This is a genomic window from Streptomyces diacarni (assembly GCF_003323715.1).
In the GTDB taxonomy this organism is placed as follows: Bacteria; Actinomycetota; Actinomycetes; order Streptomycetales; family Streptomycetaceae; genus Streptomyces; species Streptomyces diacarni.
The window spans coordinates 300,407-321,167 of the sequence record NZ_QOIN01000048.1 but is presented as its reverse complement, the minus strand read 5'-3'; the positions used below and the strand labels follow the sequence as shown (position 1 = coordinate 321,167).

Annotated in this window: 24 protein-coding genes and 1 pseudogene; 13 read left to right on the top strand and 12 right to left on the bottom strand. The window is 67.3% G+C overall.

All coding sequences use genetic code 11. The annotated features are described in order from the left end of the window. The first annotated feature begins 19 nt into the window (after positions 1-19). The 3 genes from DTL70_RS23290 to DTL70_RS33280 all read left to right on the top strand — a co-directional run bounded on the left by DTL70_RS23290 (position 20) and on the right by DTL70_RS33280 (position 3,209). Positions 20-775: a GntR family transcriptional regulator gene (locus tag DTL70_RS23290; protein ID WP_114023917.1), complete on the top strand. Its 756-nt coding sequence runs from the start codon at positions 20-22 to the stop codon at positions 773-775. Positions 776-1,624: 849 nt separating this feature from the next. Then, positions 1,625-2,248, top strand: coding sequence for a Shedu immune nuclease family protein (locus tag DTL70_RS33675; protein ID WP_181861049.1), 624 nt, complete (start codon positions 1,625-1,627; stop codon positions 2,246-2,248). Between the two features lie 235 nt (positions 2,249-2,483). Then, on the top strand, positions 2,484-3,209 hold the full coding sequence (locus DTL70_RS33280) for a hypothetical protein (RefSeq protein WP_181861048.1): 726 nt from the start codon (positions 2,484-2,486) through the stop codon (positions 3,207-3,209). A gap of 535 nt (positions 3,210-3,744) precedes the next feature. Here DTL70_RS33280 and DTL70_RS23280 read toward each other — a convergent pair. Genes DTL70_RS23280 through DTL70_RS23270 form a run of 3 tightly spaced genes read right to left on the bottom strand, consistent with a single transcriptional unit; the run spans position 3,745 to position 4,923 of the window. Beyond that, the gene (locus DTL70_RS23280; RefSeq protein WP_245979573.1) at positions 3,745-4,068 is read right to left on the bottom strand and encodes a hypothetical protein; all 324 of its coding nucleotides are present in this window, start codon (positions 4,066-4,068) and stop codon (positions 3,745-3,747) included. A gap of 23 nt (positions 4,069-4,091) precedes the next feature. Next, on the bottom strand, positions 4,092-4,394 hold the full coding sequence (locus tag DTL70_RS23275) for a hypothetical protein (protein ID WP_099884226.1): 303 nt from the start codon (positions 4,392-4,394) through the stop codon (positions 4,092-4,094). Continuing rightward, complete coding sequence (locus DTL70_RS23270) at positions 4,384-4,923, bottom strand: bifunctional DNA primase/polymerase (protein ID WP_245979652.1); 540 nt, start codon at positions 4,921-4,923, stop codon at positions 4,384-4,386. Before DTL70_RS23270 ends, DTL70_RS23275 begins: the two co-directional genes overlap by 11 nt. Before the next feature lie 257 nt (positions 4,924-5,180). Here DTL70_RS23270 and DTL70_RS23265 point away from each other — a divergent pair, with 257 nt between their 5' ends. Next, the gene (locus DTL70_RS23265) at positions 5,181-6,578 is read left to right on the top strand and encodes a helix-turn-helix domain-containing protein (RefSeq protein ID WP_114023913.1); all 1,398 of its coding nucleotides are present in this window, start codon (positions 5,181-5,183) and stop codon (positions 6,576-6,578) included. Here DTL70_RS23265 and DTL70_RS23260 read toward each other — a convergent pair whose 3' ends face one another. Further along, positions 6,579-7,514: a phosphotransferase gene (locus tag DTL70_RS23260; RefSeq protein ID WP_114024263.1), complete on the bottom strand. Its 936-nt coding sequence runs from the start codon at positions 7,512-7,514 to the stop codon at positions 6,579-6,581. 357 nt (positions 7,515-7,871) lie between these two features. On the opposite strand from DTL70_RS23260, the gene DTL70_RS33670 reads away from it, so the two are divergent. Further along, positions 7,872-8,117 carry a hypothetical protein gene (locus tag DTL70_RS33670; RefSeq protein ID WP_181861046.1) on the top strand — a complete coding sequence of 82 codons (246 nt, stop codon included), beginning with the start codon at positions 7,872-7,874 and terminating at the stop codon, positions 8,115-8,117. Between the two features lie 1,492 nt (positions 8,118-9,609). Here DTL70_RS33670 and DTL70_RS34815 read toward each other — a convergent pair. The 4 genes and pseudogenes from DTL70_RS34815 to DTL70_RS23235 form a co-directional block, all read right to left on the bottom strand. Next, positions 9,610-9,744 (bottom strand): hypothetical protein, encoded by a 135-nt coding sequence (locus DTL70_RS34815; RefSeq protein WP_281278719.1) that lies wholly within the window; start codon positions 9,742-9,744, stop codon positions 9,610-9,612. A gap of 168 nt (positions 9,745-9,912) precedes the next feature. Then, positions 9,913-10,140 (bottom strand): hypothetical protein, encoded by a 228-nt coding sequence (locus tag DTL70_RS23245; protein ID WP_114023911.1) that lies wholly within the window; start codon positions 10,138-10,140, stop codon positions 9,913-9,915. A 352-nt stretch (positions 10,141-10,492) separates the two neighbouring features. After that, positions 10,493-11,359 (bottom strand): annotated as a pseudogene (locus tag DTL70_RS23240) (universal stress protein); the annotation flags it as partial. A gap of 263 nt (positions 11,360-11,622) precedes the next feature. Then, a complete protein-coding gene (locus DTL70_RS23235; protein WP_114023909.1) occupies positions 11,623-11,862 on the bottom strand; it encodes a chaplin in 240 nt (79 codons plus the stop codon). Positions 11,863-12,125: 263 nt separating this feature from the next. Here DTL70_RS23235 and DTL70_RS23230 point away from each other — a divergent pair, with 263 nt between their 5' ends. From DTL70_RS23230 to DTL70_RS23210, 5 genes are all read left to right on the top strand, one after another. Further along, the gene (locus tag DTL70_RS23230) at positions 12,126-12,527 is read left to right on the top strand and encodes a rodlin (protein ID WP_114023908.1); all 402 of its coding nucleotides are present in this window, start codon (positions 12,126-12,128) and stop codon (positions 12,525-12,527) included. A gap of 336 nt (positions 12,528-12,863) precedes the next feature. Further along, on the top strand, positions 12,864-13,100 hold the full coding sequence (locus tag DTL70_RS23225) for a chaplin (RefSeq protein WP_027735637.1): 237 nt from the start codon (positions 12,864-12,866) through the stop codon (positions 13,098-13,100). A 172-nt stretch (positions 13,101-13,272) separates the two neighbouring features. Then, positions 13,273-13,863 carry a chaplin gene (locus DTL70_RS23220; protein ID WP_114023907.1) on the top strand — a complete coding sequence of 197 codons (591 nt, stop codon included), beginning with the start codon at positions 13,273-13,275 and terminating at the stop codon, positions 13,861-13,863. A 521-nt stretch (positions 13,864-14,384) separates the two neighbouring features. Continuing rightward, the gene (locus DTL70_RS23215; RefSeq protein ID WP_114023906.1) at positions 14,385-14,663 is read left to right on the top strand and encodes a hypothetical protein; all 279 of its coding nucleotides are present in this window, start codon (positions 14,385-14,387) and stop codon (positions 14,661-14,663) included. Positions 14,664-14,800: 137 nt separating this feature from the next. Next, on the top strand, positions 14,801-15,211 hold the full coding sequence (locus DTL70_RS23210) for a rodlin (RefSeq protein ID WP_114023905.1): 411 nt from the start codon (positions 14,801-14,803) through the stop codon (positions 15,209-15,211). An 89-nt stretch (positions 15,212-15,300) separates the two neighbouring features. On the opposite strand, the gene DTL70_RS23205 is transcribed toward DTL70_RS23210, so the two are convergent. After that, on the bottom strand, positions 15,301-15,753 hold the full coding sequence (locus DTL70_RS23205) for a hypothetical protein (protein WP_114023904.1): 453 nt from the start codon (positions 15,751-15,753) through the stop codon (positions 15,301-15,303). 279 nt (positions 15,754-16,032) lie between these two features. Between DTL70_RS23205 and DTL70_RS23200 the strand changes: the two genes are divergently transcribed. Beyond that, positions 16,033-16,533, top strand: coding sequence for a DUF5949 family protein (locus DTL70_RS23200; protein ID WP_114023903.1), 501 nt, complete (start codon positions 16,033-16,035; stop codon positions 16,531-16,533). Positions 16,534-16,836: 303 nt separating this feature from the next. Here the strand turns inward: DTL70_RS23200 and DTL70_RS23195 are convergent, their stop codons facing one another. Further along, positions 16,837-17,409: a carboxymuconolactone decarboxylase family protein gene (locus DTL70_RS23195; protein ID WP_425470397.1), complete on the bottom strand. Its 573-nt coding sequence runs from the start codon at positions 17,407-17,409 to the stop codon at positions 16,837-16,839. 27 nt (positions 17,410-17,436) lie between these two features. Between DTL70_RS23195 and DTL70_RS23190 the strand changes: the two genes are divergently transcribed. Then, positions 17,437-17,952 carry a MarR family winged helix-turn-helix transcriptional regulator gene (locus DTL70_RS23190; protein WP_220183646.1) on the top strand — a complete coding sequence of 172 codons (516 nt, stop codon included), beginning with the start codon at positions 17,437-17,439 and terminating at the stop codon, positions 17,950-17,952. A gap of 286 nt (positions 17,953-18,238) precedes the next feature. On the opposite strand, the gene DTL70_RS33665 is transcribed toward DTL70_RS23190, so the two are convergent. Both DTL70_RS33665 and DTL70_RS23185 read right to left on the bottom strand, forming a co-directional pair. Beyond that, entirely contained in the window at positions 18,239-18,385 is a 147-nt protein-coding gene (locus DTL70_RS33665; protein ID WP_181861045.1) for a hypothetical protein, read from the bottom strand. 62 nt (positions 18,386-18,447) lie between these two features. Next, positions 18,448-19,563, bottom strand: coding sequence for a ferritin-like domain-containing protein (locus DTL70_RS23185; RefSeq protein ID WP_114023900.1), 1,116 nt, complete (start codon positions 19,561-19,563; stop codon positions 18,448-18,450). Positions 19,564-19,772: 209 nt separating this feature from the next. Here DTL70_RS23185 and DTL70_RS23180 point away from each other — a divergent pair, with 209 nt between their 5' ends. Then, positions 19,773-20,720 (top strand): AurF N-oxygenase family protein, encoded by a 948-nt coding sequence (locus DTL70_RS23180; RefSeq protein WP_114023899.1) that lies wholly within the window; start codon positions 19,773-19,775, stop codon positions 20,718-20,720. Positions 20,721-20,761 lie beyond the last annotated feature (41 nt).

The following is a 20,761-nucleotide window of genomic DNA, read 5'->3' as shown; positions in this document are numbered from 1 at the left end:
CCCGAGAACCGGAGACCCGATGCCGAAGCAGAAGCCGCACGAGCAGCAGAAACAGCCCAAGTACCGCCAGATCGCGGATTACTTGCGTGCCGGCATCATGGACGGCACCTACCCGTCGGGCCAGCCGCTGCCGTCGGAGGAGACTCTGGCGAAGCAGTTCAGCGTCACGCGTCCGACCGTGCGCCAGGGCATTGCAGAGCTACGAGCTTCTGGGCTGGTCGAAGTCATGGCCGGCCGCGGCGGCTTCGTCCGCTCCCCCCACAGTCGCCCGAGCCTCACCCGCCCACGCGGCGTGCGCCGCGAGCCGGACGGCCGCTACGTCGAGGCGGACGGCATCCGCTGGGCCAACGCGGAAGGACCCACAGCCACCCGCACGGACGCCCCGGTCGCCCTGGCGGACCTACTCCGCGTACCACCGGGCGAGCCGCTGTTCACGTATGACGTGCTCCAGACGGCCGAGGGCAGCCCGCTCCGCCAGCTCCACCGCACGTACGTGCCCTTCTCCGTACTGGTCGGCACGAGGTTCGAGGAAGAGCCCCCGCCTCCCGCGCCAGAACTCTACGAAGCTCTGTCGGCCCTAGGCCACGAACTCCACTTCACCGAGCACGTCCGCACCCGCATGCCCCTGCCAGACCAAGCGGAAGCCCTGCGCCTTCCGGATGGTGTACCGGTCCTCCAACTCCTGCGAGTCACGCGGAACTCTGACGACCGACCGCTCACTCTGGAAGAGCTGCACCTGCCAGGCAACGACTTGGAGCTGACGTACCCCCTCTGAGTGGGAGTTGGCTCAGACTTTCCCTACGTCTTCAAGGCGGCCCGTGGCCGCCCGTTCTATCTCCGCGCCGCTCGCGCCGCCCCCAGCCCGCACAGCGCGCAGCACGACCAAGCGGGCAACGCTACCGGCCCTCCCCCCAGTGCGGAAAGCTGAGAAGACCCTTGGCGCGGCGCCCGGCTTCGTCGGAGTCGACAAGGCCGGTCCCGCCAACGCCTAGCGGCCAGCTGGGGCTACGCGGAGGCATCTGCGGGTCAATGATCAGAAGCGTTGAAGCGTGGCTGGTGTCGGTGGGTGGCTGAGGGGGCCACCTGCAGGCGCTCGACATGTCTCCCATCATCGTGGCTCACTTTCTCCGCTTGGAGTCTCAGGGGCACCTCTCGATCTTCCTGTACGCCTGTCGCGTATCTCATGACTCTCACCAACCCAGTTCCATCTTGCGGAGCGTCTGTCAGGCGCAAGCGCGAGCAGGTCGAGTTGCTCCATGTCTCAAGTTCCAGCCCACATACCCGGCTCTTCGGGCAGTATCAGAGGATGACCACAGATGGCAGGCCCGCACGACATGTTGCAGGGCGGCAACGCGTCTCGCGGGCAACAGCGCGGCGGGCAGCGCGCCTAGCAGGATGGCAGTGCGCCTACCCCAATTGCTCCTCCCCCAGGACCCTTGACAACGGGCTTCCATTGCTGGAACTCGCTCATATTTCGTCCCTCTCGCCCGGAGGTCTCAGACATCTGGATAGCTCCGCTATCCGTGAAAAAGCCCTAGGGGACAACATTATCGTTCTCTGCCCTACGCATCACGACACAATAGACAAAGAGCCCTATACCTACACAGTCGATGCACTGCTCCGCATGCGCGAGCAACATTTGCAGCGCATCGATAGCCAATCTATGGAGTCGACACCCGCGGTAAACCGCTTGACAGAATCCTTGTCAATCTGGGAGCGGGAGCGCAGCAACGACAGCGAAGAATTCTGGCAGACTTTCTTCACAGAACGACCAGAAGTATTGTCTATCACCATGGGAGGAAAAGCATACACCCTCCTGAGTAAATGTTACGTAGGCGGAAAGAGCGTGTCCAACTCCGGAGGAAACGTTCTCGACTTCCTGGCCCAAAACTCAGGCAACTGCGCCCTACTTGAGATCAAGACGCCGTCGACTCGACTGCTACAGCCTTCCCCTTACAGAAATAACACATTCGCCCCTTCTCGCGAACTTGCGGGATCGTGCGTTCAGGTCCTGACGTACAAAGAGAGTCTGATGCGCGAACTCACAAACCTAACCTTTTCCACTCCCACCCTACGGGCGATCAGCCCTTCATGCACCCTAATCATCGGGGATTTGAGCATCGAAAAAATGAGCCAAAGCGCTCGTCACTCATTTGAAGTTTTCAGATCTGCCCTGAAGGACGTTCGCATACTCACATACGACGAACTGTTCGAGGGAATCGAAGGGCTTCAGAACGCCCTATCGTGACTTGCACTGACCCCATCCGCCACTGTTACCCCGACGCCTTTTCATTCACACGAGGAGACAGAGCATGGATTCTAGACTACGGGAAGCCATTGAAAGAATGCGAATGAATAATCGGTCATCACCATTAGTGCATTTCCCTGCCTTTCGAATGCACGAAAAAATGAGAAAAGATGTTAATGATAGCGTCATGGGCCTATTGGCAGGGGCCGGGTTGGCTTCTCACCTACTGCAGCCCATGGTCAAGGCCGATGTACCACTGTCAAAAATCTTCCCGCACATCGTCGAAATTGAGCGATTCAACCTTTCTATCAGCCAGGCGAGTGAAATCCTCGAAAACTCTGGCAGCCACGTAGCGGGGATGGCGTTGCCCTATCTACTGGCAATGCACGAGGACTACGTACGATCATGTCTGGGACTGCTGGCGCGCGAGGGGAAGCTGACGACCAAGAAAGCGAACTCCACACCCGCAAGCAAGATGCACGCGACCATGGAAAGAGCAGCAACACAGGACTTCCCCGTGGACAGCCTCTCACAATTCCATGTCCTGAGAGAAATGCGAAACTGCCTGACTCACAGGGGTGGGATAGTTGATGAGCGCCTAACAGAGGCGGCTAATTCTCTCAGCCGAGGAGCTGAGGCAGGCTGGAAGAAGCAAACCACTTACGCTCCACGACGCTTCAAAGAAGGCGATCCCCTTACCGTTGGCACGGGAGAGGTCGTCATGACGCTAGCTGTCGTCAAGAACCTGGCCCGTTGCGCCAATCGGATAATCGCTGATGCCCTTTCCGTATCGACATGGGTCGACGTGGCTCTCGAAGACATCGAAGAATTCGGTCCAGGTATCCCTAGGAATAAGGATGAACGCCTGCGCAAGATACAGGGGTACGCCAGACACTATTACGCCGCGATCTGCATCAAGCAAGAAGATCTAGAGGAGGGGCTCGCGCGCATGGGCATCTAAATAAAAGAGGGGCCGCGAAAGCGGCCCCTCTTTGAAAAGGCGGGCTCTCTCTTGAGCTACGGCAGAAGCCGCCAGGATTCGATACCTGGATCTCCATCCTTCTGTGAAGCTTCTGGCTGCGAGCCACTAGGACCTATGTCCAGCTCCTGCACCTGAGCGCGGAGAGCACTTTATCACACGACCACGCGCAGATGCCAGGCGCCCGATAGCCGCTGGCTTGATGGATGACCGGTGCTCAGCCACTTCTCTGGAGCCCACAGGGGAGCCGACCCTGTTTGCTCCGTGCCCGTCGCGTGCCCGTACCGGCGGCAAACGAGGGTCAACAAGGTTCGCCAGGAGTGTCCACCGACCCTACGGAGCAGACGCATTGCCTGATCAGGAGCCCAGCAACCACTGGGCTCCGGTGGTTCCCAAGTTCATGGCTCAGCAGACATGCAGGTGGCTCGTCGTCGGCTCGGGCTGCGGCGCTGGGGCGCCGGTCCCGGCCGACGACGAGCCACCTTTGCTGCTTGGCAGGCTTGTTGCCCGGACGGTGCTATGCCGCTGAACTGTCAGCAGCACCTCCGAGCCCAGGACGGCCGTCTTCCTGGCATGCCATCTCTGCCGTGAGTCCAGTCGTCAGCAAGTCGGCCAGCAGCCGCGCCGCGTCCGGACGTACCGTGCCGAGAGTGACGACGCCGTCCCCGAAGACGTTCACGTCGGCCTTGAGCCCCGGCAGTTCCACATCCAGGCCGACCGCGCGCAGCATCTCCGCGAGGCCGTCAGCAGCGCGCTTGCCTTCCGCCCAGCCGCGTACGTAGGCCACACCTGGGGTGAGGCAGTCCGCAGGTCGAGCGCATACGCCCTTGGGGTCCGTCACGTCGTCCACCTCATCCGCTCTGCTCAGTCGTTCCGCTGCTGACGGCCGTTCGTGCCCGTGCCCGGCACCTCGTACGTGCTCTCCAGTGCCCGCCGCAGCAGCTCCGTGAGCCGTTCGGCCGTCTCAGGCGAGATGCGGCCGAGTTCGATCAGCCCGTGTCCGAAGGCGTTCAGGTCGGCGCGCAGGTACGGGAAGTCGCGTTCCATCCCAGCAGCGATCAGTACGTCCCGGAGCCCGGCGACCGCGTCCCGCGCCGCGTACCACTCCTCGCTGTCGAGCGGGGACCAGCTCGCGCTGTCGCTGCTGTGTTCGTGGTCAGCCGGCATGGGTGGCTTCCCCTTCCGCGGAGGCGGCCGTCTGCTCACGGCCGTATCGGTCCGCCCGAGCCACGACAGACGACGCGGCGACGAACATCGCGGCCAGCGCAGCAATGCGCGAGGGGGACGCTTCCGGTCGACGCATCGGAGCCCGGAGCCAGATGTAGCGATCCCCCGTCAGAGGCATCGGCCCGGGAACGACCACTACCGAGCCCTCACCCAGATAGCGGTACTCAGGTGCTTCCTGCGCCGACTCCTGCCGGACCATGCGGCGGAACGGCTCACGCGCCCAGGTGGGGACGAAGAAGCCGACCTGGCCGGAGGCGCGGTCCGCCATCACGGGCCCGAGCGGCATACCGTGGCGCTGGAGTTGGTCGAACGTCTCCAGCCCGACCCGCTGTCCGACCACCACGACGTCGAAGAAGCGTCCAGCCGGAAACGCGTAGGGGCGTCGAGGGTCAACCAGCCAGGCTTCCCGGCACTCGTCCGGGTCATCGGCTGCGCAGGAGATCCACTGAACTCCCCTTCTTGTCATCATCTGCACGTCGAATCACCTCAGTTGGTCCAAGCCCCAGCCGTTTGGCCGCGTTGGAACCACCTTCGGCCGCACCGCCCTGAGCTGGGCAGATGACGAGAGGTGACGGGGGATGACGTGCCCTCCAACCCCGCGTCACCCTGGATCATCTGCCGAAGGAGGCAAGAGGTCCGCATTACGAGCAGACAGCGCGGCATCACATTCCGTAGATTCGGAGAGGCCAGCAGAGCAGCACATCTGGTCGGAAGCGCGGGGAGGCGATCAGAACGGAAGCGAACCGGTCCTTTGGGGAACTCCTCCGCGCGGCTCGCAAGGCCCGCGGCTGGGGACAGCTCAGGCTCGTCAGCGAGATGCGACGGTGCGCGAAGCGCCACGGGAAGGCACTCCCGTCCGACGACAGCGTGAAGCGCCGCATCGCAACCTGGGAGAACGGGCACAGCACGCCCGACGAGTTCTACGGGGCACTCATCTGCGAGGCGCTCGACATCGCTCCGGCCGAGTTGGGGCTGAGTGCCGCCGCCGGCCAGGACTCCCGCTTGCTCGAGACGCGGTATCCCCCGACCCCGGAGGAAGCGTTTCAGACCGTCAGCCAGTTGTGGCGCGCTGACTTGCACGGCTACGAGCCGCTGTTGCTCTCCGAGGCGTCACAGCACGCGTGGAGCGAAGCGTCCTTGCGGTGGCTGGTTGCACCAAACCCCTCGTTCCCGTCAACCGCCCGCACGGATGGCGCACGGGTGGGACTGGCCGACGTAGCGATGATCAAGACGACCAGTGACATGTTCGCCGAGATGGACGACCGGTTCGGCGGCGAGCATGCGCGACAGTCCGTCGTCCAGTACCTCAGTCAGGATGTGGCGCCGCTCCTCACGGGCCAGTACACGGAAGCTGTGGGCCGAGCCCTGTTCTCCACGGTCGCGGAGTCCACTCTGCTGGCCGGTTGGATGTCGTACGACGCGTGTCACCACGGCCTTGCTCAGCGGTACTTCCTCCAGGCGCTCCGTCTCGCCCAGGACGGCGACGACCGCCGGTTGGCGGGGAGCATACTGTCCGCGATGAGCCACCAGGCCACGTTCCTGGGCAACTACACCGAGGCCGCGACGCTCGCCCGCGCCGCACGCATGGGCATCTCTGGCGTGGCGACACCGACCCTGATGGCACAGTTCCACGCGATGGAGGCCCGTGCCCTTGCCCGTACGGGTGACATCCGCGCGTGCGAACAAGCACTCAGCGAGGCCACCAAGGCACTGGAGAGCCGCAACAGCAGCGACGAGCCGGAGTGGATCACCTACTTCGACGAGGCCGAGTTGGCAGCCGAAGCCGCCCACTGCTTCCGCGACGTGAACAGCGCCCGCCGAGCCGTGGCCCACGCTGAGAACGCCATGAGCGGCAGTCACGTGCGGAGCGACTTCTTCGCAACCATGGTGCTTGCCGACGCCCACCTTCGAGCCGGAGATCCCGAGGAGGCATGCCGCGTAGCCCTTGATGCTCTTGACCTCGGCGAACAGCTCAAGTCAGCGCGCTGTGTCAGCTACCTCAAGGAGTTCCGGGACGGCCTGTCAGCAGTGGGAGAGACAGCCGCTGTCCGTTCCTTCCGCGAGCAGGCGAACGGGCACCGGCTGTGGGCCGCTACGGAGGGACAGCGCGACGGGAGCCGCTGATCAGTAAGGCTGCCAGTCCTTCCGGCTGCCTCCGGTCCGGATGCTGTCGACCCGACGGGGGAACTCTTCCGCCGCCCTGCTGTTCGTCGTCACCTGATGCCCGAGCCACAGCGTCATCATCAGCTCGCGCACGTCAGCCAGCACCGGGTAGCCCGGCCAGTTCATGAGGTCGAATCCGTAGTGATGCACGAAGGACTCGTACTCGGTCCGCGTGTGCCAGCCGAAGCGCTCGTAGTAGAGCGACGTGAGGACCAGGTCCCACTCACGAGGTGCCAGCGCGAAGCCGTCGAGGTCGATGAGGACAGCGCGCCCGGTCCGGTCGCGGAGGCAGTTCCCGACGTTGGCGTCTCCGTGGATCATGCCGAAGGGCAGCACAAAGTCTAGGCGGTCGTACGCCTTGTTCAGCTCTCCGGTCCGCTCCTCCAGGAACGCCCGGTCCGCCTCCGAAGCGCCATCCAGTGTGCGCAGCGAGTCCCACACCTTGCCGAACGGGTCGTAATGCGGCAGCCCCAGCGACTTCGGCTCTTCCAGCCAGTGCAGCCGCTTGAGCAGGTCGGCCAGCTCGTCCAGGTGGGCGTACTCGACTTCGTCCTGAAGGTTCACCCAGTACGTGACGACGCGGCCACCGATGACGGCCGGCTGTTCCACGTCGCCCAGCACTCGCGTAGCGGGGAAATCCTCCCCCTCCAGCCAGCGTGCGACCCCTACAGCCCGCTGCATCTCGTCCAGGGCATCGGTGTCCCGCGCGATCCGGACGACCACAGGCGCTGTCGACAGCCGGTACACCGCGTTGGAGCCCAGCCGCAGCAGCTCCGCACCTGCGGGGTCCAGGCCGACCGAGGCGCACGCCTCCCGCAGGACCGTGCCCGCACTCTCCTCCGTGAACTCCGCTGCCCGCTCGCTCGACCCGCCACCGTCCGAAGCATCCGAGACCATGGCCACGACGCTACCGGCCCCGCCAGGAGCCCGGCAGGCCGTTCACGTAGTAATGGCGTAATGATCTTGGTCACCTCGCCCGAACGAAGCCCCTTCCCCGCAGGTCAGCGGCCATCCACCGTCCGCCGCTTCCGTGGCCTCCGGAGCCGTGTGCGCAGGTTCGAATCCTGCCGGGGGTACTTTGAACGAAGTACCGAAACGCCCTGTGACCAGGTTGGATGCTGGTTGCGGGGCGTTTGTCGTGTGAGCAGGCAGAAACGGCTGACCGCTGCCGGCAGTAGCCCCTGCGTCCTGCTTGCCTGGCGACAACCGGCGCTGGCACCAGGGGGTTGAGCCGGTGGAGCACGTGGCGCGCTCGTGATCAGCGTGGACTCCCGTTTCGTTGGCACCGCCGAGGTGGTCGACGTCCCGTCTGTGGCGGTCGTGGTCGACGTCACGCCTTCCCCTGTCACCCCAGGCCCTCCCCAAGGGGCGGAAAGCGTTCTCGCTGAGTCGCTGGACGAAGGCCTGGCGTCCAAGGCTGCGCATCCGGATCGGGTGGCGCTCAAGGACGGGCCGCGTCCGTGCGTCATACCTTCGCTGACCGACGCGGCGTCGATCTGATCGCTGGAGAGGCCCACCTCGCACCGGTGATTCGCGGCAGCGACAAGTGGCTGACTGTCCCCTTATGAAGCCCGTTAGCCCGCCAGCCCGTTGTCAGGCAGCCCATGCTTGGCATCCGGCCATGGACCGGCACAGACCGACACGTCACGACTCCAGAGTGACTGAGACACCGGCTTCCAGAGAAGGCCTCGAAGTCGTCGGCCCGCACCAGCGTGGGGGCCGCGAGATGTGTCCGGATGCGCTGCTCGACGCCCTCCGGGCTGGTCTCGGCAGCCCTGGCCAGTTGCTGCAGATATGCGGACGGTGCGTGGCCGCTGATGATCTGGTTGGTGCGTGCTGTCAGCGGCGCCTTGTTGACGGGGAGTTGCCGGCGGAATGCCCTTGTACGCGACGCTCTGTCAGGTTCGCAGGGGCAGCAGGCGGCTCGCCGCGTATGGAGCCTGTGTAACCGTTCGAAGCTCGTGCGTCGATCTGCGGATCCAGTCGACGACGTCGGGGAAGTCGAGGTCGAACCGGGTCGGGGGAAGTCGGTGTTGAAGACCTCTCGCAGGGTGGCGTACTCGTGCGCCTACCAGGCGGGACGGCACCGCACGCGTGCCAGTGATGCCGCAGAACTCGTCGGCGGTGTACGTCGCCGTCAGCAATGGGAAGACGGTCAGGATGACCGCCCGTGTTGTCCTTCTCGAAGGCCTGGCCAACAGCCTGACGCGGGGCGTACTCGCCGAGTTCGATGTCCGGGAAGTGGTACAGGTCGAAGGAGCGGATGTCGCGGACAGCTGCACCAGTCCTCCGTCGCTTCCGGTGCGCAACCCCAGTCTTGCGTGAGGGCGGGATGCACCGGATCGCCTCCTCCCGCTCCTCGTTCTCGTCGAGCGTCTTGACCATGTCGACGCAGAACCAGCCCTCGACCCGCATTTGCGCTCGGCCCCCGGCCCCGAGTGAGCTCGGGTTCACTCGACACCTGTCCCCACCCGACCCACCGACCCGTACTCGCCCTCGCCCGCACTGCCCGAGCTTCTGCGCTCCGGCCTCCCTCTTGGTCGTTTTGGTGACACCGGGGGAGGCCGGTCGGCATCGGTGCGTGCTGCGCACGCGGATGCGTGCCGTACGGAGGTCCCGGCTCACCTTCTCGGAGTACACAGCGGAGGTCCGCGGGCACAGCGGCGGGTTGGACGCTCAGGCACCCGGTGAGGGGGCGAGCGCGTTCGTCCGAGTACTTCGAGTGTGCGGCCGCGGTCGGACAGAGGCGCAAAAGATGACGATATCTCTTCGACGGGCGACGCGAGTTGAGGGACGCGTCCGGGCACAGTAGGCCGACGACAGTTCGGCTGGCGGAACACACGTCAGCGGCCGCTCAGCATGGTTTCGGTGAGGCGGGGGTCGGGAAGCGCTCGACGGCACGGAAACAGCCGGGTGCCAGGTGCCGGAACGGGGCCGGGGTATGCGTCATAGTCGTGGAAAGACCCCTGATCACACGCATGGAAGCTCGGTTTCAGCCGACCGGGACGGTCGGGCGGGGGTCGTCCTCAGCCGCCGAGGCATGGGAGCGCTGACTGATGTACCCCGCCCTTGCTGTCTGGCCCATCACCGTCACTCTGGTCACCGCCCTGGTGGCCTTCATCGTCATGACCGTTCTTTCCTTGGCAGGCACCCAGCCCGCCGACCGGCCGGCGATCCTCCAAGCGCTCGCCGACGTCCTCCGCGCGTTCCGCGGCCGGGGCCGGGGCCGGGCGCGGAGGCAGAATCGGGGCCAGGGGCCGAGTGAACGTCGCTGATACTCTCGCCGTCACGACGGTCAGGGCGCGGGTTCCTCCTCCTCGGCATCGGCCACCGCCTGGAGCTGCTGGACGTATCCGGGGGTCCAGCCGGTGACGTCGGCGACGGTGGAGTGGACGCCGGTGGGGTCGTCAGGGTCTCGGAGGAGGGCAACGGCCTCTGCCTGGAGGTCGAGGCCCGCCGCGTTGAAGGCCTCCTCCGCCTCGCGGTAACGCTTCGCGGCCAGTTCCAGCTTCGCGGTGTCCATGGAGGAATGGTCGCCTACGGGACGTCAGGGAACCAACGTGCCCACGTCGCGGCGCGGGTCGGCATCGACGGCGCGTCGACGATGACATCGACGCGCCGTCGGTCTCTCTCCGACCCGCCAGCCCGAGCCCTGGAGAGGACACCGGCAACAGCGGTCCCCGTCTGTGGTGTTCATTTCAGTCCGCCGGGCCCCCACCGCTACCGCCATGACCACCACCGCCATGGCCACCGCCGTCGTGACGGTGCCACCGGCCCGCCTGGTCCTCACCGTGCTCCTCGTGTCCACGCCCACGCCCATGGCCATGGCCACGCCCATGGGCGTGGCCATGCTCCCGACCGTGCTCGCGATGCGCCCGTACGACCGCCACCGGACACTCGGCGTGGTGGAGGACGGCCTGGCTGACGGAGCCGAGAAGCAGCCCGGTGAAACCGCCGCGGCCGCGGGCTCCCACGACGAGGAGTTGGGCGTCCTCACTCGCCGAGAGCAGCGCTTGCCTCGTGTATTCCTGTACGAGGCGCGGCGTCACCGTCACATCGGGGTACCGCTCCTGCCAGCCGACGAGGGCCGCGGACAGAACACGTTCCTCCTCCGCGCGGAAGAGGTCGGCGTCGTAGTAGGTGGGCACCTGGATGCCAGGGCCTGCTGCGACGGGGCCGCTCCAGTTGTTCCAGTTGTGCATCGCGACGAGTTCCGCGCCGCGCAGCGACGCCTCCTCGAAGGCCCAGCCGACGGCGGGGTCGCCCACGTCGGAGCCGTCCACTCCGAGCAGTACGGGGCCAGTGGGGCGTTTCCTGCCTCGCGTGACGAGAACGGGGCACTCCGCGTGCGCGGCCAGGTAGACGGCGACGGAGCCGACGAGCAGCCCGGTGAAACCGCCGAGGCCCCGGGTCCCGACGACGACGAGTGCGGCGCCGCGGGACTCGGTCGTCAGGACGGAGAGCGGGTCGCCGCTGACGACCTCGTGCGTGACCTCCAGGGCGGGTTGGGAGCTCTTCGCCCGGGCGGCGGCCTGTTCGGCGGTCTTGTGGGCGAGGTTGCGCAAGCCGCCTTCCGGTGGGCCCATCACGGAGGGGCCGAGGGGGACCTTCATCGTCGGCCAGACGAACGCGTGGACGACGTGCAGCGAACCGCCACGGAGCTCGGCTTCCCGCGCCGCGACGTCCACGGCTTCCAGGCTCGAGGCAGAGCCGTCGACGCCCACCACAACGGTCCCGGTCACGGCCGCGCTCCCTTCCGGGACCGCGCGCCGCGGCGCTCCGCCTGCGCACGTCCCATCTCCAGGGATACCGCCCGCCGTGCCGTACGGCAGTGAGGGATGGCCCGAACGGGCGGCCGGACGACCGGACGGCCACGGACAGACGTCCGGGAGGAGCGGGGAGGAGGGCGGGCACCGCCGTGTCGCCCCGCTCTGCCGGGCGCCCCTCCTCGGGGCGAGAGGGGGCAAGTGGGCACCGCCCCGGGCAGCGGTGGCGGCCTCGGTGGTCAGGCGGTGATGCCGCGGTTCCCGAACGCCGGGTTCAGTACCCCGACGACGTCGAGGGTGTTGCCCACGACGTTCACCGGGATGGTGAGCGGCACCGAGACGTCGTTGCCGGTGACCACGCCGGGTGAGCCGGTCGCGCTCCCGGCGGCTCCCGCGTCGGCGAAGGCGGGCGCCGAGGCGGCTCCGACGGCCGCTCCCGCGGCGGCGAGGGTCCAGGCGGCCTTCTTCGTGGTCTTCATGTGTGCTCCTCCGCACGGTCGTTGGCGGCACCGGTCCGGTGCCGTGGCCTGGTGAACGCGTGGGTGCGGGAGCGGGCACGGCTTCGGTGGCGCTTCCGCCGATCGGCCGAGGGGCCACCCGCGCGGGTGGAGTTGTCACCCGGAACGATGAACCGACGTTTGGCGCGCGTCACTCGTCGTCCGGGTGAACGTGCGCAACCAACACCGTGCGGCTCAGTTGTCCAGTGCGCTCCGCGTCGAGCTCCACTTCAGGAGGACTATCAATGATCAAGAACGCGCTGGCCACGGCCGCCGCCGCGACCGCCATCGTCGGCGTGGCGGCCCCGCAGGCCTCGGCCATCGGCAACGACCACGGCACCACGACGGTGAACGGGAACGGCGCGGACCAGGTGTACGGCAACTCCGCGACCTACGGGAACTGGAGCCCTCAGTTCGCCCTGATCCAGGGTTCGTTGAACAAGCCCTGCATCGGTCTGCCGCTGAAGGGCAACGCCGGCTCGCTGGTCGGCCTGGTCAACGTTGCCGTCCAGGACGTCAACGTGCTGTCCAACCCGCAGAACCAGCAGTGTGTCGAGAACTCCACCCAGGCCAAGGGTGACGAGCCGCTCTCGCACGTCCTCAATGACCTTCCCATCATCTCCGGGAACGGCGAGGACAACCGCTGAGGCGGACTTCCGCCGCGATCTGAGGCGGATTCCCACCGCGATCTGAGCGGAACGCGGGCAACAGGGCCCGGGGCGCACATGCCCCGGGCCCTACGCCCATGTGCGGGTGGTTCCGACGGCGGTACGCACCATCGTTTCACCACCCCCTGCGAGTGACGGAACCGACTCGGACATTAGGCCATCCGAGGGAGAGACCGGGGAATTCGGCATAACTCGTGTCGTACGGATCGCGGCCTCGTTACGAAGGACGACAGCGGAGTTGCGGGCGATCAGCCAGCACTCGTGGACATACGAAATCCGTGGTCCAGGGAAACCCGCTTGAGAAAGGACTCCCACGTGAAGTACACGAAGGTCGCGACTGTTGCCGCCGGCACCCTGATGGCCCTGGGCACCGCCGCCGCTCCGGCTCTCGCCGACTCGGGCGCCCAGGGCGGCGCCGCGAACTCCCCCGGTGTCATCTCGGGCAACGTGATCCAGGTTCCGGTGCACGTGCCGGTCCAGGTCTGTGGCAACACGATCGACGTCATCGGCCTGCTCAACCCGGCGTTCGGCAACACCTGCGTCAGCGACTGACGCCCCCCGCCCTCGTGTGCGGGAACCAGTTCGGACCGGCTCCGGTGCGTTGGGCGTCGAGCCCGCGCACCGGAGCCGTCCGGTTTCCCACGGCGCGGACCAGGGGGACGTGAAGTTCAGCGTGTCCGCCCCGTCCGCACCTTCAGCAACAGACTGAGAGCAGGAAGAGACCATGCGAAAGGTCTTGAGCAAGAGCCTCCTGACCGCGGCCGCCACCACAGGAGTGCTCGCCAGTGCGGCCGGGTACGCACAAGCCGACGCGGGAGCCGGTGGTGGCGCCGCCGGCTCCCCCGGCGTGCTGTCGGGCAACGCCGTACAGGCTCCGGTGCACGTGCCGGCCAACGTGTGCGGCAACACCGTCAACGTCGTCGGTGCGCTGAACCCGGCGTTCGGCAACTCGTGCGTCAACGAGCCTTCCGGCCACCACCACACCCCTCCGCAGCACCACGAGCCCGAGGAAGAGCCGAAGAACCCCCCGCAGCGGACGGAGGAGGAGCCGCCCAAGCAGGAGGAGAGCACTCCTGAGAAGCCCGCCGAACCGGCGCAGGAGCCGCGCGCACCGGAGGCCGAGAAGCCCGCCGTGCAGGCCGACGCTCCGGTCGAGGAGGCCGCTCCCGTGGCGGCACCTGAGCAGGAGGAGAAGGCCCCCGAGATGCTGGCCGAGACCGGCGCGGAAGGCCCCTGGGGCGCCGCGGCCCTCGGCCTCGGCGCCCTGCTGGGCGGCACGGTGCTCTACCGCCGCGCGGCGCGGAACCGGGTCTGATCCCTCGCGGGAAGGCATCCCTGACGAAAAGGCGTGCCGCCTTACGAGAAGGCGCTTCGCGCCGGGAGACGTCCCTCGGACAGAGACGTCCCTCGCGGGAAGACGCCGACACCCCTGGATCGCGGAACGGCTCCCGGGCCGTTCCGCGATTCTGTGATTCCAAGGACCTCATGCCGGGCTGTAGCCACAGCCCGCGAAAGCCGGGCGCGCCGCGTTCAGGCACTTTCGCGCTCCCCCGCCTCGTTCCCGCCTTCTCGTGTTCTCGCGTTCTCGTGTTCTCGCGTTCTCTTGTTTTCGCGTGCGCACGTTCACGCGTTCCTGCGCACCCCGTGTTCGTGGGTTCATCAGTTCGTGAGTTCGTATGTCCAGAGGCGATCCGCACTCCGCGTTTCGCGTCTGCGCGCCTCTTCACCCCTCTTCGCGTCTTCGCGCATGCACGCGTCCCTCGTTTCCGGCCGCCGAGTGGGTCGTTAGCAGGGCGCCCTGGAACCTCCGACATCTTCCGGGAGAAGAAGCACCCCATGAAGTACATGAAGACAGCCGCCGCCCTCGCCGGTTCCGTGATGGCTCTGGGCGCCGGTGCGCCCGCCTTCGCAGCCCAGCCCGCCGCAGGGCCGAACTTCAGCCTCAACGGTTCCCTCGACCAGGCTCTCGCCAGCGGTGAGCTGCTCGCGCAGCCCCCGGTGGGTGTCGCGGGGCCGCAGGTGGACGCCCTCAAGGACGCCGTGGGCAACACCCTGCGGGACGGCGAGCTGACCAGCGACCGGAATCTGCTCGGCGGACTGCCACTGACGAAGTGAGCCGGATCGGCCGTCCCGGTTTTCCCCGGTCACGGAATATTCACCATTCAGGTGAAAAAGAACAACTCAGAGGGCGGTCGACAGTTGAACCCGGCGTCCCAGACTTCCGCACTCTTCGAAGAGGAACGGTAAAACCAATGATGAAGAAGGCTCTGTCCACCGCCACGGTGGCCGTCTCGCTCGTCGGTATGTCCGCGCTGGCCGCCCCGCAGGCGTTCGCGACCGGTAACGACACCGGCACCACCACGGTGAACGGGAACGGTGCCGACCAGAGCATGGGCAACGCCGCCACCTACGGCAACGGCAGCCCGCAGTTCCAGGCGATTCAGGGCACCCTGAACAAGCCCTGCGTCGGCCTGCCGGCCGACGTCAACGTCGGCTCCGTCGTCGGCCTGGTCAACGTGGCCGTCCAGGACATCAACGTTCTGCACAACCCGCAGAACCAGCAGTGCTCGGACAACTCCTCGCAGGCCAAGGGTGACGACTCCCTGTCGCACATCCTGGACGACATCTCGGCCCTGTCCGCGAACGGCGAGAACAACAACTGAGCCGGCGGGCCACGCGCCCGTCGCGCACCACACGGAAGAAGCCACCGGCAGCCGGCCGGTGGCTTCTTCCGTGTCGGCACGGCAGTAGGTCAGCCGGGCAGCGCCTCTGTCAGGGTGCTGGTCACCGGCCCGACGAGCGGCAGTTCCCCGAGCGAGGCCCCGCGCGCGAGGGGTCCGGTCAGAGCCGCGGTGCTCACCGGCTTGAAGTCGGCGATCTGAGTGCCCACGGAGTTGTCCAGAGGGTCCGTCCCGGTGTTGGCCAGCGGGTTGAGCTGGAGGTCGTTGACCGTCTCCAGCGTCCTCCCCAGCGCGACGCCGGTGCCCCGTGTCGTCTCCCTGACGGGAGCCGCCAGGCCCTTGCTGACAGCGTTGGCCGCAGTGTCGCCGCCGCTGCGTGGCGCCTTGCTCCCCTCCGCGGCCATCGCGATCGGTCCGCCCGTCCCGAGAGCCACACCGAGGGCCGTGGTGAGCAGTCCGGTCCGCATCAGGACACGGGTACGGCGAGCGGGTGCCTTGTGGCGGGCGTGTGCAGAGTTGAGCATGTGTCACCACCGAGTAGGAGTCGCACGGAGCACGGAACACAGCACCCGAAGACGTGTTGTGACCGTGTAAGTGCACACGGTAGTCGAGCCCTGGTGTGACGCTCCAACCGCGCACCGACCGCGAGTGGCGCCCCCGCCGCCGGAACGACGGGGGTCAACACGGTGGCGACGCACGCGTGACCGAGCGTGCCCTCGGGGGCGTGTTCGCGTCTCCACGGTGGTCATTCAGGGTGATTCCGGGACGATGAACAGCCTCTTGCGCCGCTAGGGTGCCGATCCATGACTTCCCCCCAGGCCGCCCAGGGCGGCACCCAGCAGCGCGACTTCGGAACCCTCACCGTCCTCGGCTGGGCCGGCGAGTACGGGGACGGTCGGGACATGGCTTTTCTGCTCGTCTACTCGCTCGGTGACGGCGTCGGGGGCCGGGAGGCGACGGTCGCCGCGATGCACAAGCTCGCACAAGAGGCGGGACTTCCGGTGGGGACCGAGGCGGTGGACGCGGCCGCGGCGGGACGGCGGTTCCCGGTGACGCTGATCGTCGAGGGCGGCCAGGCGGCGCTGACCATGCCGAAGCTGACGGCCCAGTATCCGGCCCCACCGGAGTGGGTCGCCGCCGCACGGGGACGGGGGCAGGTCTACTTCATGCTGGCGACCACCCCGTGGCCGCAGGCCCCGTCGGGCGCCGCGGTGGGCGAGCAGTCGCTGAGGGAGTACGTGAGTGAGGAAATGATGTCCTCCGCCGCACACTGCCTGCTGCCCGTACGGACCCTCGCGGGCTGACCACACGTGCGCGGCGCCCCGTCCGGTGGGTCACAGATCGGACCCTGGGAAGGCCGCAGGGGGCCCAGGGGCCCCGGCCCAGTGAGCCGCAGACGGCCGCACGGTGAGCCGCAGAATCGGCCGCAAGGGGGGGGCCGCACGGTGAGCCGTGAACGGGTCCGCCCGGTGTGCCGGAGAGTGGGTTGCCGGAGGGGCTCGCAGGATGAGCCTCAAATGGGCCTGTCTGGTGCGGCGCACAGAGGCGCCGGACGACCTGCCCGGCCCCCGCGCCCCCGACGGTTCGGCGGGACGCAGGGCCGCGGGTTACGCACGAGGCTCCAGTTGCGGGTCGACAGGGGCACCGGTGAGCCGGTTGGCCAGCGTGGAAAGCGTGTAGGCGCCGATTCCGAGGACGACTTCGAGGGCCTGCTCGAGGGTGTGGCCGTGACCGAGGAAGGTGTCGAGCACCTCGCGGTCGACATCCCCCGCACGGTCGAGCACGTCGAGCGCGAAGGCCCGGACGGCTTCCAGGCGTTCGTCGGGGAGGCGCCGCCCGTCGCGCAGTGCCTCCACCAGTTCCTCGTCCGCTCCCAGGGCGGACAGCTTGCGGGTGTGCATCAGGACGCACACCCGGCAGTCGTTGCGGGTCGCGACGGTCATGATGACGGTCTCGCGGGCGAGCGGATCGAGGGTGGTGGCCTCGAACGCGGCGCTCATCCTCGTGAACGCCTCAAGAGTCCGCGGGGAGGTGGCCAGGCGCGCCACCGCGGAGGGCAGAAAGCCGAGCCGTCGGCTCGTGGCCTCCATGAGTGGGCGGGAGGCGGGCGGGGCGCTTCGTGGGGTGAGATCGCTGAATTCGCTGGGCTCGGCGCGCATGGCGGACCTCGCTTCAGGCATGCGGAATGCCCCCTTAGGGTGGTCAATGTGGTTGTCGAAAAGAAGGTAAACCAGGTTGTCGATTCTGTCGAGGGAGATCCCCCGCAGCGGTGGGGGTTCGAGCTGCCGTTGCTGCTGTTCACCGGGTTCCGCTCCCTCATCGACCAGTTGCACGAGGAGCTCGCCGACCACGGCTACCCCGACCTGCGCCCTGCGCACGGCTTCGCGATGCAGGCCATCGGGCCGGACGGAGTGACCGCGAGCGAGCTGGGACGGCGGCTGGGGATCTCCAAGCAGGCGGCGGGCAAGACCGTCGACCGGCTCGCGGCCATGGGCTACGCGCAGCGGGTCGCGGACCCACGAGACGCGCGGCGCAAGCTCGTCCGGCTCACCCCGCGCGGGCTGGACGCGCTGACGCTCTCGGCTGCCGTCTTCCAGGAGCTGCGCGGCCAGTGGGCCGAGCGCCTGGGCAACGGGCGGCTGACCGAACTGGAGGACGCGCTGGAGAGCGTGGTCGGCCCTGCGGGGTTCCGGCTGGATGCCGCCGGGTGGTTCGGCGACTGACTCACGGCTCCCCGAGCGCCTCATCCGCCCGCGATGGGGGCGCCCTTCGGCTCGTCGCTGCCGGGCTCGTCACCCGCGCTCTCGAAACGGGTCTCGTCGGAGACCTCGCCGTCGTCCGTGTCGGCCAGCAGCCGTTCGGTCTGGGTGACCCGCTGCTCGGCCTGGTTGCGGGCCTCGGCGGCCTCGCGGCGCTTGCCTGGTCCTCCCCCGCGTACTGCTCGGCCTCGCGCGTCCTGCGCTCGACGTCGCCCTTCGGCCGACTGGACCCGCGGGAGACCCGTATCTTCTACTCCTTGCCCGCCCCAGGTCGCCGAGACGTGCGTGGTGCCCCCAGGGCCACCATCTCGTCCGGATTCACGCCGGGCACTCCGCCCTCCAGGACGCTGACGACCGAGTTCCTCGCACCGAGATCGATCCCGGCAGCGCCTGCCATGACCTCCTTCGCCGGCTGCCGTGCGGACCCTTGCCGGCCCGCACGCACGAAGCACCGGCCGGCTACGGAAGAGTCTTGCCCTCCTCGATGGCTTCGGCCACCTCCGCGGTTCGTTCGGCCTCCTCCGCTGCGAACCGTTCGGCGTCCAGCTTCTCGGCGATCTGCTCGTCCTGGACCATCAGCAGGTCGAGATTCTGGTTTCCCATCTCGAAGACGCCCATGTCGAGATAGGCGCGCTGCAGACGCTCCCCCCACAGGCCGATATCGCGCACGCAGGGCACGATGCGGCTGAAGAGGAGTTTGCGGAAGAGTTGGAGGTGTTCGGACTGCTCGCTGAAGACGTCCGCTTCGGCGCGCGGTATGCCGAAGTTCTCCAGCACCTCCGCGCCCTTGAGGCGGTCACGCATCAGGTAGCAGCCCTCGATGACGAACTCCTCGCGCTCGCGCAGTTCGGCGTCGGTGAGCTGCTTGTAGTAGTCGCGCAGCGCCATCCTGCCGAAGGCGACGTGCCGGGCCTCGTCCTGCATGACGTAGGCGAGGATCTGTTGGGGCAGCGGCTTGTCGGTGGTGTCGCGGATCATGCCGAAGGCGGCCAGCGCCAGGCCCTCGATCAGCACCTGCATGCCCAGGTAGGGCATGTCCCAGCGAGAGTCGCGCAGGGTGTCGCCGAGGAGGGACTGGAGGTCGTCGTTGATCGGGTAGAGCATCCCGACCTTCTCGTGGAGGAACCGGCCGTAGATCTCCGCGTGCCGGGCCTCGTCCATGGTCTGCGTCGCGGAGTAGAACTTCGCGTCCATGTCGGGCGCCGACTCCACGATCCGCGCCGCGCACACCATGGCGCCCTGCTCCCCGTGCAGGAACTGGCTGAACTGCCAGGAGGCGTAGTGCCGGCGCAGCTCGCTGCGCTCCGCCTCGTTCATCTTGTCCCAGTAGGGGGTGCCGTAGAGGGTCATCGCCTCGTCGGGGGTGCCCAGCGGGTCGTACGGGTCGACCTCCAGCTCCCAGTCGATGCGGCGCTGTCCGTCCCACTGCTTGTCCTTGCCCTTCTGGTAGAGGGCGAGAAGGCGGTCCCGTCCGTCGTCGTACTCCCAGGAGAAGCGGGCGGAGCCGGAGGCGGGGACCTGCCAGAGGGGGGCGTCGGTTGCGTGCACATAGAGAGCGTGTGTGGACACGGACATCTCCTTCGGTCACGGACTGCCCGGTATGCATGGGTTGTTGGCAGAGTCACACGCGTGTTACTGCGCGGTCAACAAGTGGTGCGCGGGGGATTGACGTCCTTACTGACAAGCAGTCTCATAAGAGACGACAGCAGACGTGACCACCGGTAACCCTCGTGAGTCGGCAGCCCCTCGCGAGCCGGTGACACCCGACGAAGAGGTGCCCCAGCATGACGACAGCGCCTGACATCGCCGCGACGGAACGCGAGGCGCTCAGGGACGCCCTCGGACTGCTCAAAGACCGCGAGCAGGTCGCCGAGCGCCTCCTCGAGTCCTCCAGGAAGCACTCCTTCGACCCGGACACCGAACTGGACTGGGACGCGCCGTTCGAGGACGACAAGTGGTTCTGGCCGCCGGAGCTCGTCTCCCTCTACGACACGCCCCTGTGGCGGCGCATGTCGCAGGAGCAGCGCAAGGACCTGGCCAGGCACGAGGCCGCCTCACTCGCCTCACTGGGCATCTGGTTCGAGGTCATACTGATGCAGCTGCTGGTGCGGCACATCTACGACAAGCCGCTCACCAGCAACCACGTGCGCTACGCCCTGACGGAGATCGCGGACGAGTGCCGGCACTCGATGATGTTCGCGCGCATGATCAAGCAGGGCGGAGCACCCGCCTACCCCGTCTCCCGACTGCACCACAACCTGGCACGCGTCCTCAAGACGGTCTCCACCACACCGGGGTCGTTCACCGCGACGCTGCTGGGCGAGGAGATCCTGGACTGGATGCAGCGGCTGACGTTCCCGGACGAGCGCGTGCAGCAGCTCGTGCGCGGCGTGACCCGTATCCACGTCATCGAAGAGGCCCGTCACGTGCGCTACGCGCGCGAGGAACTGCGCCGTCAGATGGTCACGTGCCCGCGCTGGGAGGCCGAACTGACGCGGATCAGCTCCGGCGAGGCCGCGCGCGTCTTCTCCATCTCCTTCGTCAACCCGCAGGTCTACGAGAATGTCGGACTCGACAAGCGGGAGGCGGTCGCCCAAGTGAAGGCCAGCGGCCACCGCAGGGAGATCATGCAGACCGGCGCCAAGCGCCTGACCGACTTCCTGGACGAGATCGGCGTCCTGCGCGGCGCCGGCCGCAGGCTGTGGGTGAGCTCGGGACTGCTGGCCAAGTGACGCCCTTCGCGTGAGGGTCGCGTGAAGCCCTCGTGGAAGAG

What these genes read in the sequence shown, in the direction of transcription:
- DTL70_RS23290 (WP_114023917.1), top strand. Translation starts at nt 20, where the DNA reads ATGCCGAAGCAGAAGCCGCACGAGCAGCAGAAACAGCCCAAGTACCGC.
- DTL70_RS33675 (WP_181861049.1), top strand. Translation starts at nt 1,625, where the DNA reads ATGCGCGAGCAACATTTGCAGCGCATCGATAGCCAATCTATGGAGTCG.
- DTL70_RS33280 (WP_181861048.1), top strand. Translation starts at nt 2,484, where the DNA reads ATGGTCAAGGCCGATGTACCACTGTCAAAAATCTTCCCGCACATCGTC.
- DTL70_RS23275 (WP_099884226.1), bottom strand. Translation starts at nt 4,394, where the DNA reads ATGCCGGCTGACCACGAACACAGCAGCGACAGCGCGAGCTGGTCCCCG.
- DTL70_RS23270 (WP_245979652.1), bottom strand. Translation starts at nt 4,923, where the DNA reads ATGATGACAAGAAGGGGAGTTCAGTGGATCTCCTGCGCAGCCGATGAC.
- DTL70_RS23260 (WP_114024263.1), bottom strand. Translation starts at nt 7,514, where the DNA reads ATGGTCTCGGATGCTTCGGACGGTGGCGGGTCGAGCGAGCGGGCAGCG.
- DTL70_RS34815 (WP_281278719.1), bottom strand. Translation starts at nt 9,744, where the DNA reads ATGACGATGAAGGCCACCAGGGCGGTGACCAGAGTGACGGTGATGGGC.
- DTL70_RS23245 (WP_114023911.1), bottom strand. Translation starts at nt 10,140, where the DNA reads ATGGACACCGCGAAGCTGGAACTGGCCGCGAAGCGTTACCGCGAGGCG.
- DTL70_RS23235 (WP_114023909.1), bottom strand. Translation starts at nt 11,862, where the DNA reads ATGAAGACCACGAAGAAGGCCGCCTGGACCCTCGCCGCCGCGGGAGCG.
- DTL70_RS23230 (WP_114023908.1), top strand. Translation starts at nt 12,126, where the DNA reads ATGATCAAGAACGCGCTGGCCACGGCCGCCGCCGCGACCGCCATCGTC.
- DTL70_RS23220 (WP_114023907.1), top strand. Translation starts at nt 13,273, where the DNA reads ATGCGAAAGGTCTTGAGCAAGAGCCTCCTGACCGCGGCCGCCACCACA.
- DTL70_RS23215 (WP_114023906.1), top strand. Translation starts at nt 14,385, where the DNA reads ATGAAGTACATGAAGACAGCCGCCGCCCTCGCCGGTTCCGTGATGGCT.
- DTL70_RS23210 (WP_114023905.1), top strand. Translation starts at nt 14,801, where the DNA reads ATGATGAAGAAGGCTCTGTCCACCGCCACGGTGGCCGTCTCGCTCGTC.
- DTL70_RS23205 (WP_114023904.1), bottom strand. Translation starts at nt 15,753, where the DNA reads ATGCTCAACTCTGCACACGCCCGCCACAAGGCACCCGCTCGCCGTACC.
- DTL70_RS23200 (WP_114023903.1), top strand. Translation starts at nt 16,033, where the DNA reads ATGACTTCCCCCCAGGCCGCCCAGGGCGGCACCCAGCAGCGCGACTTC.
- DTL70_RS23195 (WP_425470397.1), bottom strand. Translation starts at nt 17,409, where the DNA reads ATGCCTGAAGCGAGGTCCGCCATGCGCGCCGAGCCCAGCGAATTCAGC.
- DTL70_RS33665 (WP_181861045.1), bottom strand. Translation starts at nt 18,385, where the DNA reads ATGGCAGGCGCTGCCGGGATCGATCTCGGTGCGAGGAACTCGGTCGTC.
- DTL70_RS23185 (WP_114023900.1), bottom strand. Translation starts at nt 19,563, where the DNA reads ATGTCCGTGTCCACACACGCTCTCTATGTGCACGCAACCGACGCCCCC.
- DTL70_RS23180 (WP_114023899.1), top strand. Translation starts at nt 19,773, where the DNA reads ATGACGACAGCGCCTGACATCGCCGCGACGGAACGCGAGGCGCTCAGG.